The sequence below is a fragment of the Kluyvera ascorbata genome (assembly GCF_023195735.1).
Taxonomy (GTDB): domain Bacteria; phylum Pseudomonadota; class Gammaproteobacteria; order Enterobacterales; family Enterobacteriaceae; genus Kluyvera; species Kluyvera ascorbata.
The window spans coordinates 4011991-4024628 of record NZ_CP096201.1; the positions used below are offsets into that span (position 1 = coordinate 4011991).

General features: G+C 48.1%; 7 protein-coding genes. 3 read left to right on the forward strand and 4 right to left on the reverse strand.

Annotated elements, in window-relative coordinates:
• Positions 1-21: 21 nt before the first annotated feature.
• Positions 22-603, reverse strand: coding sequence for a D-sedoheptulose 7-phosphate isomerase (lpcA, locus tag MY052_RS19280; protein WP_035894459.1), 582 nt, complete (start codon positions 601-603; stop codon positions 22-24).
• 238 nt (positions 604-841) lie between these two features.
• On the opposite strand from lpcA, the gene fadE reads away from it, so the two are divergent.
• On the forward strand, positions 842-3286 hold the full coding sequence (fadE, locus tag MY052_RS19285) for an acyl-CoA dehydrogenase FadE (RefSeq protein ID WP_035894460.1): 2445 nt from the start codon (positions 842-844) through the stop codon (positions 3284-3286).
• 147 nt (positions 3287-3433) lie between these two features.
• On the opposite strand, the gene MY052_RS19290 is transcribed toward fadE, so the two are convergent.
• Both MY052_RS19290 and MY052_RS19295 read right to left on the reverse strand, forming a co-directional pair.
• Positions 3434-7246 carry a calcium-binding protein gene (locus MY052_RS19290; RefSeq protein WP_248537656.1) on the reverse strand — a complete coding sequence of 1271 codons (3813 nt, stop codon included), beginning with the start codon at positions 7244-7246 and terminating at the stop codon, positions 3434-3436.
• Positions 7247-7989: 743 nt separating this feature from the next.
• A complete protein-coding gene (locus MY052_RS19295; RefSeq protein ID WP_248537657.1) occupies positions 7990-9105 on the reverse strand; it encodes a phosphoethanolamine transferase in 1116 nt (371 codons plus the stop codon).
• 1178 nt (positions 9106-10283) lie between these two features.
• On the opposite strand from MY052_RS19295, the gene MY052_RS19300 reads away from it, so the two are divergent.
• A complete protein-coding gene (locus MY052_RS19300) occupies positions 10284-11054 on the forward strand; it encodes an amidohydrolase (protein ID WP_248537658.1) in 771 nt (256 codons plus the stop codon).
• A 5-nt stretch (positions 11055-11059) separates the two neighbouring features.
• Here the strand turns inward: MY052_RS19300 and eamB are convergent, their stop codons facing one another.
• Positions 11060-11647 (reverse strand): cysteine/O-acetylserine transporter, encoded by a 588-nt coding sequence (eamB, locus tag MY052_RS19305; protein WP_248537659.1) that lies wholly within the window; start codon positions 11645-11647, stop codon positions 11060-11062.
• A 104-nt stretch (positions 11648-11751) separates the two neighbouring features.
• On the opposite strand from eamB, the gene MY052_RS19310 reads away from it, so the two are divergent.
• Positions 11752-12636, forward strand: a complete 885-nt coding sequence (locus MY052_RS19310; protein WP_248537660.1) for a LysR family transcriptional regulator — start codon at positions 11752-11754, stop codon at positions 12634-12636.
• Positions 12637-12638 lie beyond the last annotated feature (2 nt).

A 12638-nucleotide genomic window follows, 5' to 3' on the forward strand; every position in this document is an offset into this window, starting at 1 on the left:
GGGGCCGGAGCCCCGTGAAACTTAAGCTTTAACCATCTCTTTTTCGATAAGCATAATCAGGATATGAATCACTTTAATGTGAATTTCCTGAACGCGGTCAGCGTAGCCAAAATGCGGGACGCGAATTTCGATGTCCGCGGAGCCTGCCATTTTGCCACCGTCTTTACCGGTCAGCGTAATCACTTTCATCCCTTGCGCACGCGCCGCTTCAATCGCTTTGATCACGTTAGCGGAGTTACCCGAGGTAGAGATACCCAGCAGCACGTCACCCGCACGGCCCACGGATTCAACGTAACGAGAGAACACATATTCATAACCGAAATCATTACTCACGCAAGAGAGATGGCTGACGTCGGAAATCGCAATTGCCGGGTAGCCCGGACGGTTTTCACGATAACGACCCGTCAGCTCTTCTGCGAAGTGCATCGCATCGCAATGAGAACCACCGTTGCCGCAGGAGAGCACTTTGCCGCCGGCTTTAAAGCTGTCTGCCAGCAGGACTGCTGCGCGCTGAATCGCATGGATGTTGGCTTCATCCTTGAGGAAATTTGCCAGCGTATCGGCGGCTTCATTCAGTTCGTTACGAATAAGATCCTGGTACATGAGGATAATCCTTCAGCATTAATAAAATTGTCATCGCTAGTGTACCGGATAGCGTTAGCCCAGAGAAGCAAGCACGAATGTATTCACCAGATGTTTGGATTTTTAGTGCGCTAAAAAGAAGCAACAATGTGAGCGAGGTTGTAATTATTTTGTAAACACATTGCTAAATAAAAACAGTTCAACTACAACCATATCATCACAAGTGGTCAGACCTCCTACAAGACAGGGGCATTTCTCTATGATGATTTTGAGTATTGTTTTAACCATTGCCGTACTCGGCGCACTCTTCTACCACCGCATTAGTTTGACGCTCGGCAGCGTAATTCTGCTGGCGTGGACTGCCGCTCTCGGCGCGATTGGCCTGTGGAACCTGTGGCTGCTGGTGCCGCTGGCTATCATCCTGGTGCCGTTCAACTTTACGCCGATGCGTAAAGCGCTGATCTCCACGCCGGTGTTCCGCATGTTTAGCAAAGTGATGCCGCCGATGTCGCGCACTGAGAAAGAAGCGATTGATGCCGGTACCACCTGGTGGGAAGGCGATCTGTTCCGCGGCAACCCGGACTGGAAAAAGCTGCACAACTACCCGCGTCCACAGCTGACCGCCGAAGAGCAGGCGTTTATTGATGGCCCGGTTGAAGAAGCGTGCCGCATGGCTAACGACTTTGCTATCACCCACGAGATGGCTGACCTGCCGCCGGAGCTGTGGGCCTACCTGAAAGAGCACCGTTTCTTCGCAATGATCATTAAGAAAGAGTACGGTGGTCTGGAATTCTCCGCTTATGCCCAGGCTCGCGTGCTGCAAAAGCTCTCCGGCGTTTCCGGCATTCTGGCTATTACCGTCGGCGTGCCTAACTCCTTAGGACCGGGCGAACTGCTGCAGCATTACGGTACTGAAGAGCAAAAAGATCATTACCTGCCGCGCCTGGCGCGCGGTCAGGAGATCCCATGCTTCGCGCTGACCAGCCCAGAAGCAGGCTCTGATGCCGGTGCGATTCCGGATACCGGCGTCGTCTGTATGGGCGAGTGGCAGGGCGAGCAGGTTCTGGGCATGCGTTTAACCTGGAACAAGCGTTATATCACCCTCGCGCCAATTGCGACTGTACTGGGCCTGGCGTTCAAGCTTTCTGACCCGGAAAAACTGCTGGGCGGTGCGGAAGATTTAGGCATCACCTGTGCGCTTATCCCAACCAACACCCCAGGCGTTGAAATTGGTCGTCGTCACTTCCCGCTGAACGTGCCGTTCCAGAACGGCCCAACGCGCGGTCAGGATATCTTCGTACCGATCGACTACATCATCGGCGGGCCGAAAATGGCCGGTCAGGGCTGGCGCATGCTGGTTGAATGTCTGTCCGTTGGCCGCGGTATTACCCTGCCGTCCAACTCAACCGGTGGCGTGAAATCCGTTGCGCTGGCGACCGGTGCCTACGCGCATATTCGCCGTCAGTTCAAAGTATCCATTGGTAAAATGGAAGGGATTGAAGAGCCATTGGCGCGTATTGCAGGTAACGCCTACGTGATGGACGCCGCGGCAACGTTAATTACCTACGGCATTATGCTCGGTGAGAAACCCGCGGTACTGTCGGCTATCGTGAAGTACCACTGTACCCATCGCGGCCAACAGTCCATCGTTGACGCCATGGATATCGCAGGTGGGAAAGGCATTATGCTCGGTGAAGGTAACTTCCTGGCACGTGCTTACCAGGGGGCGCCAATCGCCATTACCGTTGAAGGCGCGAACATTCTGACTCGTAGCATGATGATCTTCGGCCAGGGCGCTATTCGTTGCCATCCATACGTACTGGAAGAGATGGCCGCGGCGCAGAACAAAGATGCCGATGCGTTCGATAAGCTGCTGTTTAAACACATCGGCCACGTCGGTAGCAACAAAGTGCGCAGCTTCTGGTTGGGGATTACCCGCGGCTTAACCAGCCCAACGCCAACCCGCGATGCGACCAAACGTTACTATCAGCATCTGAACCGTCTGAGTGCCAACCTGGCGTTGCTGTCTGACGTTTCCATGGCGGTGCTGGGCGGTAGCCTGAAGCGTCGTGAGCGCATCTCCGCCCGTCTGGGTGATGTGTTGAGCCAGCTGTACCTCGCCTCTTCCGTCCTGAAGCGCTATGACGATGAAGGGCGTAACGAAGCGGATTTACCGCTGGTACACTGGGGCGTTCAGGATGCTCTGCATCAGGCTGAGCAGGCCATTGACGACCTGCTGAAGAACTTCCCGAACCGCTTTGTCGCAGGGGCAATGCGCGTGGTTATCTTCCCGACCGGTCGTCATTACGATGCACCGTCCGATAAGCTCGACCACAGCGTAGCGAAAATTCTGCAGACGCCAAGCGCCACCCGTTCCCGTATCGGCCGCGGTCAGTACCTGACCCCGAGCGAGCACAACCCGGTTGGCCTGCTGGAAGAAGCGCTGGTTGACGTCATGGCAGCCGACCCTATCCACCAGCGTATCTGCAAAGAAATTGGCAAGAACCTGCCGTTTACTCGACTGGATGAACTGGCACGTAATGCGCTGGCTAAAGGCCTGATTAACCAGGAAGAAGCGGCCATTCTGACCAAAGCAGAAGTCAGCCGACTGCGCAGTATCAACGTTGACGACTTTGCACCGGACGAGCTGGCGACCAAGCCGGTAAAGCTGCCGGACAACGTGCGCAAGGTTGAAGCCGCGTAATATTGATGCCGGGTAGCGCAGCCTACCCGGCATATCCCCTAAATAATTCGAGTTGCAGGACAACACGCAAGCGCGGTTTAAACAGCGCTTACTCTGGCCCCGACATCGAATTCTTTCACATCCTTATGGGAAAGCCAGCATTCCAGGCTACCTATTCATCAGCGCATTAACAGATGAGCGCGAAGTGCTCAACATCGGCATGGCATCACCCGCGCTCTCCTCATCGCCGTCATCACTACCCGTAAATGCCACGATCATCTCTCGTACCCGCTGAAGTGATACAGGCGCATCGACCGGCGCCGCCAGCGGCAGCGGAATGTCGTCTTCAAGGTGGTTAAGGATATCCTCCACCAGCCAGTCAGTACCATCGGCAAAGGTGATGTGTTCCACCTGGCTCTTTGATGAAGAGAAATAACTTTTGATAGTGACGCTGTCGATACTGTCTGCAAAGCCGATCAGCAGATCGTTTCCGCTACGCTGGATAAGGGCGTTCTTCGCCTGTAGCGTCTCGCTGAAGCTGAGGGTATCGCTGTTGCTACTGCCTTCAATGAGAGTGTCTTGACCATCACCAGCGCTGAACAGGTAGGTGTCGCTGCCAGTGCCGCCTGACAGCACATCATTCCAGCTCCCAGCATCCAGCGTATCGTCACCCGTACCGCCGTACAGCACGTCATCGTTACTGCCGCCATTCAGAGTGTCATTGCCATCATCGCCGTCATCGCCGTCATCGCCGTCATCGCCGTACAGCTTATCGTTACCATCGCTCCCGTTGAGGACATCGTCACCACCCGCAGCATGTATTTCCGAACTGGTACCATAGCTCTGCAGCGTCTGCGCCTCGTCGGTTCCTGCCTCCAGCATCGCCTTCACCGTCGCCACATCCCAGACGGTGCCGTCGGCAAACACTATCTCCTCTACCCGGTAGCGGTTTCCCTCGCTGTAGAAATAATCTTTCAGACAGAGGCTGTCGGTGCTGTCCCGGAAACTAATCATCAGGTTTTTGCCACTGCGCTGAAGAATTGTGTTTTCCGTCAGCAGACCCTCGCCCAGAATCAGCCGGTCAACGTCATTGCTGTAGCTCGCCTTCTCGACGATCGTGTCCTGACCATCACCAGCATTAAACAGATAAGTATCGCTGCCGTAATGGCCGGTCAGCCAGTCATTACCCCTACCGCCAGCCAGTACGTCATTGCCGCTCCCGGCACTCACCCCATCATTCCCTTCATCGCCATATAACTGGTCTGCCCCGTCATCGCCCCAGAGCTCATCATCACCGCCGCCAGCGTGAATTTCCGTGCCGGGACTATAAGCCGTCAGCGACTGCGCCTCGTCGGTTCCTGCCACCAGCATCGCCTTCACCGTCGCCACGTCCCAGACGGTGCCGTCGGCAAACACTATCTCCTCTACCCGATAGCGGTTTCCCTCGCTGTAGAAATAATCTTTCAGACAGAGGCTGTCGGTACTGTCCCGGAAACTAATCATCAGGTTGTCGCCACTACGCTGAAGAATTGTGTTTTCCGTCAGCAGACCCTCGCCCAGAATCAGCCGGTCAACGTCATTGCTGTAGCTCGCCTTCTCGACGATCGTGTCCTGACCATCACCAGCATTAAACAGATAAGTATCGCTGCCGTAATGGCCGGTCAGCCAGTCATTACCCCTACCGCCAGCCAGTACGTCATTGCCGCTCCCGGCACTCACCCCATCATTCCCTTCATCGCCATATAACTGGTCTGCCCCGTCATCGCCCCAGAGCTCATCATCACCGCCGCCAGCGTGAATTTCCGTGCCGGGACTATAAGCCGTCAACGACTGCGCCTCGTCGGTTCCTGCCACCAGCATCGCCTTCACCGTCGCCACGTCCCAGACGGTGCCGTCGGCAAACACTATCTCCTCTACCCGGTAGCGGTTTCCCTCGTAGGCAAAATAGTTTTTCAACCAGATGCTGTCGGTGCTGTCCCGGAAACTAATCATCAGGTTGTCGCCACTACGCTGAAGAATTATGTTTTCCGTCAGCAGGCCATCACCTAATACCAGACGGTCAACATCGTTGCTGTAGCTCATATCTTCAATAATGGTATCCTGTCCATCACCGGCATTAAACAGGTAGGTATCGCTGCCGTAATAACCGGTCAGCTTGTCGTTACCACTACCACCGACCAACGTGTCATTGCCGCTGCTGCTGTTCAGATTGTCGTTGCCGGCCCCGCCCCAGAGATAATCACTCGTGTCCTTTCCTTTGATAACATCATCACCCTCACCACCAGCGATCAGTAAGTCTCCACGGATCCCCAGACGCTCCCGCTCCTCCGCAAAAGCAGGCAAGTATGTCATCTGGTTATAAAAAACAGTGCGTACCTGTAAATAACGGTTAACATCATTCCGTTTTAAGTCAGCTAAATGTTCTTCGAATGCATGAAAATCCAATGTTAGCCCGCTCAAATCTGGTTTCACAGTTAAACTAATATAAGAAAAGTCTTCAACATAAAGGGTCTGTGATAGTAAGCAAGCTTCAACATAGGAGGCAAAATGGGTAAATTCATCCTCAAGCAATAATGCGGCATTAGGAAGAGGATCGACAGTCCCGTTAGTTCTATTTTTATAAGAACCCCCACTAGCAATCTCTATTACAGCCAGATGTCTTGCATCAATATTGTCCCCTCGACTATCGATAGCAACATCCTGTACCCCGGACCACAGCAGGATAATCTCCTCTAATAGTTCCTCTCCACTATTCTGGGGATCAACTACATAACGTTCTACTAATGTTTTTAGTTCCGGGTCCTTGGTCATCGCTACGTGCAAATCTGGTAAATTACCAAATCCGCGAATATAAGGGAGCATACGGATACTATATGGAATAACAATATCAAGCCCATAATTAGTATAACCTGAATTTATATCAAACCAGACATCAGCAGAGTCATTGACAGACTCATCACTCATAGTAATATTACTAACCTGTTTGTGCGCATTGCCTTGAGCATCAATATATGTAGAGTGATTATACTGCGTCCCAATGCTAATGATTCCAGCCTCTTCCAAAGATAGCAGCTCACCAGCATCAGCTTGCGCATTACCATTCTTATCCTGCCAGACATTAAGCTGCTGCCATGCAGCATCCATATTATTGATCAGTCCATCCTGGTTATCATCCAATTCTTGTAGTGCTATATAGCCATTTTCTGCCAGGGAGCCATCGCTGAGTTGAGTATTGTTACCAAATAGCTCATTACCATTTTCAATTACTCCATTGGTATTCTTGTCAAATACCAATAAGCCATCATCGGTACCTACCCAGCCAGTACTTTCTGCAAACAGATTTCCGTCATGATCAAAAAACACGCCTGAATGGGAAGATCGAGTTTCAATGCCATCACCATCAAGATCTAAAATTATAGGAGAAGTCTGATCTGCTGCAGGTCCATTTGGGTCAGGCGTAATAAGCGGATTGTCTCCAGGAGGAAATATCTCATCGCCAGTGTTCTGGTCATATAAACCGTTTTTATAAATAGCATTTATAATTTGCTGAGCCATTACCTTACCAAGTAAGGCTGGAATTCCTGAGTCAGCGACAACGTTATACACCCCCAGAACGGTTATCACTCCAGCTAATTCAGGAGCAATACCAACAGAAACCATAGCGGTCGCTATTGATTCAGCCGCATCTACCCAGTCCCCTATAGTATCTTCACCATTGATAACTTTATCATATAATAAGGCAAGATCAATTATGCTTTTTACTACATCAAGTTTCTTATTTATATTCTCAATTGCAGCGTCTATATGAATATCATCAGCAATGCCAGGGTCCAGTTTTACAATCTTCGCTGCGTTTACATCTGCAACAATATTCAAACCATCACTAATACTCTGCATAACATCATCATAGAGGTCTTCTAAAGAATAACTTGATTTCGATTCAGCATACATTTTATTTTCTCGGGAAATGTTCATTGGCATTTTAAAACCTCAGACTAATTTTTAGTTATAAATTTGAGCCAAAGTTACGGACAGCATAAAAACACTAAATAAATCAACAAAGCATCAGTAACAGTGGTGTAAAACTTAAAATACAAACACATTTACGCCCAAATATTCACAACAACAATAAATCCACTGCAATATATGTTTTAAAGTGATGTGTTTTATAATTCGATTATTGATAAGATTTATATTTGTATTTTATATATTAAATAAAGCTGTAATGGAATGTATAATACATCTACTTACCATGAAAAATAAAGTCACTTTTCAATGCAGGCCAATTAATGGAAAGCTAGCAATCCAGTGGTCGGAGTACAACATATCCTTGTCCATCATCAGCATTTTAAACGGAATACCAACGAGCCTTCGGTATTATCAATGCCACCCAAAGAGAGCATGCCCGTAGTCTTTCATCTTATTCTTTCTGAACTGACTCATCAGGAGATAACGCTGACTAATGCCGTTAACAAACGTTAACCTCCTCCCTCCACGAACCCATGATCTAGCTTATCGCTAGCATGCCTATCTTCTGCCATCTCTCCATGACCAATATCGTGAATCTGGTGGGTATAGCAGAACGCACTAACATGCTTTTCACTGCCCACCATAGAGGTGAGCAGTGCAATCCAAATTTTGAAGTACTGTCAAACTTTCAGGTGTTGATATCAGGACCGAGAAACAAGGAACAAATGCATAAAATAAAACATTTGCCATATCTATTAATGTTCTAACGTTAAATCGTCTACAAGATTTATTGCGGGATCATCTATTTCGTACACCTTTTTACTTAAACCATAGTCCTGAGGGTTGGATATACCATCAAACAAGTTATAGGAGCTAATTGAACCACCTTCGATACCCATCCACTCAGCCAAACCATTAACAAACATCAGGCCAGATTTCCTTGAGGTAACTACCGTCCTCTTGTCATCGTCAGATGATATTTTAACTAATGGAATATCATAATGGTATTTGCTGTTATAATTATTATTTAGCTTAATATCACCATTTATTTTTTGATGAGCCAAGCCATGATCTGAAAAATAAACAAGGGAAAATGTTCTTCCTCTATTATTAAACTTCAATATATTATAAGCTTCTTTTAAGAAATCATCCGTTTGTCTGATACTAGAAATATAGCATGCTATGTCGTCATTTATTTTTGAACGTGACTTATACCGAACACCCATGTTTTTAATTCTAGCACAAGCATTTGGATGAGACCCCATTGTATGCAGCACAATAAGTCGTTTTTTATTCGTACTTTTTGATAAAACGTTGGCTAATTTCCGTAACAGCACTGAGTCCTGTATGTTAGATTCATCGAATCCCTGAAATTTAGTGAAGTAGGAATACCCCGCATTTTTGGCAATGGCAGATACTGGAGAATCCCATTTACCAAACTGCCCCTGATTTGATAACCAATAGGACTCTATGCCAGCCTTATTCACCATACCTATGATATTCTTGTTGTACTGTGGTAGCCAATTATGAGGATCCCCCTGTGTTAGCATCAAGCGTAAAGAGCCTATAGTATAGGTATCTCCTGATGTCAGACCATCAACAATAACGCCCTTCACACCGTCGAGAAATGGTGTATTACCCACGGGGTAACCATATACATGAAAATAATCTTTCCTGGCACTTTCCCCAATAACAAGAATATAGTCATCGTATTTTGTTTTGTCTGTCAGATGAATGTCACCCCAATTATTTTCGCTTACATACTTAGATAATTCAGCCTGATCGGATTTCAAGTCATTAATAGAACCACTTGTTTTCTTGATAAAAACAAGGGCGCCAGAAGAGAGCGTCATAATAATCGCAATCAGCATAACATAAGTTCGGTTTTTAATAGGCCTTATCTTAAACTTACATGATAACAAATGTAATATATAAAAAAGAATAGGGATCAAAACTGAAACCGCATATGCGTCGTAGGATATCAACGTAAGAAATTCAAGGCTTTCCTGAATATCAGTAGCGAATAAAGATGACACATACTGGTAGGATGGGAAACCATAGGTGAATCCGACTGGAGCATACAAGGCAACAATAATTGATGCAGGAAGTGTAATCAGACAATATGATTTTTTAGACCCTAGTGTAAGGCTTATTAACAACAGAAGAATAATTACATTGCTCACCTTCGGATGAACATCACCTGTTGCTACCAGGGTCAATACTGATAAAAGAAAAAGAAATACAAGAAGACATATTACAATTATATATGATTTATATTTTTTTAGCATGATTTTTTATGGTGAGTGGCATAAGTATTAATTATTTATATAGCGCAATTAATCCATTTTTTAAATGCATTTAACTTTTATCATCGTCATACCCCGCTCAATTAAAATGATGTTTTTCAACATAAGCTTCAATCAGTTTCCAATGTAATTAAAACAAACGTAAACAGCAAATGGCTTTACACGCCAGTACGTTTAACATAGATGCAATGATTAACATCACGCCATTCAATTTCTTAAGTAAATATCTAGCCTATGAGATTAACGCCTGCTAATGCTGCCCATTAATAACCGCTCTGGTTGTAGTGTTCAAGGTTTTTGTTGAATAAATCAGACTTTTGCTGAGAGAAGGATTGGGATACGTATTACCCGACTACATTGGTCGCTTCGGGTACAAATGCAAATGTACAATTGATTAAATGAACCTGGTAATATTTACTTAAAGCGAATGAAAAGCAAGGGCTAGCAAACTACAATCTAAGAAACCTCTTCACCCAGAACATTTGACATTGTGAGAAAAGCAATAAGTAGCAAAAATAAAAACTCAACAGTCGACAATACCAAGCAAAAAGCATACCTTCACAATGAATACATACAGATTATGTACATTATTAAAAACAATATCTCTATAAAAAATGATAAATTCAAAACCAACCACTAAGTATAAACATAACGTCCCTATCATTCATAACGATAATAAACGCCACTCAATACCCACCAGCCATGCTACAGTGTAAAAACACGGTACAACGAGGAGCATGGTCGTGCCTGCATTAAAAATTACTTTACTACAGCAACCCCTCGTGTGGATGGACGGCCCCGCGAATCTGCGCCACTTTTCCCGGCAGATGGAAGGGATTACAGGGCGTGATGTGATAGTCCTGCCGGAGATGTTTACCACTGGCTTTGCGATGGAAGCGGCGGAACAATCGATGTCAGAAGATGAGGTTGTGGCCTGGATGCGCGAGCAAGCCGCGCGCGCCAATGCACTGGTGTGCGGGAGCGCCGCGCTACAAACCGGTCTCGGCGCGGTGAACCGTTTTCTGCTCGTTGAACCGGAAGGTCACGTCCACCGCTATGATAAACGCCACCTGTTTCGCATGGCAGATGAACATCATCACTACGTTGCTGGTCATGAACGTCTCGTGTTGACCTGGCGCGGCTGGCGTATTCTGCCTCTGGTCTGCTATGACCTGCGTTTCCCAGTGTGGTCGCGCAACCGTAATGATTACGATCTGGCGCTCTACGTGGCGAACTGGCCTGCGCCACGCTCCGTACATTGGCAGGCGTTACTGACCGCGCGGGCAATCGAGAATCAGGCCTATGTTGCAGGATGCAATCGCGTCGGTACCGATGGCAACGGCCACCACTATCGAGGCGATAGCAGGATTATTACCCCACAAGGTGAAATCCTGGCCACCGCCGAGCCGCATCAGGCAACGCGTATCGACGGTGAGCTTTCGCTTGCAGCGCTACAAGAATATCGCGAGAAATTCCCCGCCTGGCAGGATGCCGATCCCTTTGCGCTTGGTTGAAAGGTTTAGATAAACATCCGCACCGCACAATAAATCAGCAATGCCGCCAGCAACCAATTTAGCTGGCGGCCATAGCGTTGAAATACCCGCTGAAAAAGATGCCCCGCCAGCGCCCAGCAAACATTGCCAAATACCCCAATCACCGCCAGCAAAAGGCTCACCCCTACCACCCAGTGCCAATCTCGCGTATAGGGCAGTACAAAAGTCGACAGCGCCGTGATGCCGTAAAGGATTATTTTCACGTTCACAAACTGTAGCCCACAGCCAGCCCAGAAGCTGACCGGCACTTGCCTGGTATTACCGCCACCAGGTGTGCTCATGGCGATACGCCAGGCAAGCCAGACGATATACGTCGCCCCCACAATGCTCAGCCAGTGCGTCATCGTCGGGTCGAGTCTCACCAGAGAAAAGGTTAACCCCGCGCACAGTAGCATAATGGCTAAAAAGCCCGCCCCCATTCCAGCCAGCACTCGTGAGCTCTGGCGAAAACCATGGGTGGTGACAGCATTAAGCGCCAGAATATTATTCGGGCCGGGCGTTAGCGCGGTGATCAGGGTATAGGTAAAAAAAGCACTTATCAGGGTTGAAGTCACTTGTTATCTCCTTGGTTTTGCCCGACAGTACCCGAAGATAATTATTTAAAAAAATGAATGTTTTCTGATTAAGAATTCGAACTTATCGATAGATTGAGGTCACGATGGATTTACGCCGTTTTATTACGCTGAAAACCGTGGTGGAAGAAGGTTCGTTCCTGCGCGCATCGCAAAAACTGTGCTGCACTCAGTCGACCGTTACCTTTCATATTCAGCAGCTTGAACAAGAGCTGTCGATGCAGCTTTTCGAGAAAATTGGCCGCCGAATGTGCCTGACCGCTGCGGGGAAAAACATCCTGCCGCACGTTTATGAACTGACTAACGTTATCTCCTCTATTCGCCAGGCAGCCCAACTGGACGCCGAGCCGACGGGGGAGCTACGCGTGGCGACAGGCGAAACACTGTTAGCCTATAAAATGCCGCAGGTTTTGCAGCGCTTTAAGCAGCGGGCACCGCAGGTAAAACTGTCGTTGCAATCACTGAACTGCTACGTCATTCGCGATGCGCTGTTGGATGATAAGGTCGATCTTGGGGTCTTTTATCGGGTTGGGAACGATCAGGCCTTAACAATGCGTCATTTTGGTGAGCAGCCGCTGGTGCTGGTAGCATCCCCCGAATTTCATGGCTACGACTTCACCCGTCACGATCAGCACATTCCGGTGAGCTTTGTTATCAACGAGCCCCAGTGCATTTTTCGGCAGATTTTTGAAAGTACGCTTCGCCAGCGGGCGATCACTATGGGAAATACCATTGAGCTGTGGAGTATTGAGAGCATTAAACAGTGCGTGGCGGGAAATCTGGGCGTGTCGTTCCTGCCACGTTTTACCGTCGAGCGAGAGCTGGCAAGCGGTGAATTGCAAGAGCTCCCGTTTAGCCCAACGCCAATGAAAATTAGCGCCCTTTGCGCACACCATGCCGGAAAAGCCGTTAGCCCTGCCATGCAGGTGTTTATGGAGTGCATGGCAGAGATGTTAGGCAAAGAGAAGTAAGG

Bases quoted from the DNA above. Each gene is read 5' to 3' on its own strand.
- lpcA (WP_035894459.1), bottom strand. From the start codon at position 603: ATGTACCAGGATCTTATTCGTAACGAACTGAATGAAGCCGCCGATACG.
- fadE (WP_035894460.1), top strand. From the start codon at position 842: ATGATGATTTTGAGTATTGTTTTAACCATTGCCGTACTCGGCGCACTC.
- MY052_RS19290 (WP_248537656.1), bottom strand. From the start codon at position 7,246: ATGCCAATGAACATTTCCCGAGAAAATAAAATGTATGCTGAATCGAAA.
- MY052_RS19295 (WP_248537657.1), bottom strand. From the start codon at position 9,105: ATGCTGATTGCGATTATTATGACGCTCTCTTCTGGCGCCCTTGTTTTT.
- MY052_RS19310 (WP_248537660.1), top strand. From the start codon at position 11,752: ATGGATTTACGCCGTTTTATTACGCTGAAAACCGTGGTGGAAGAAGGT.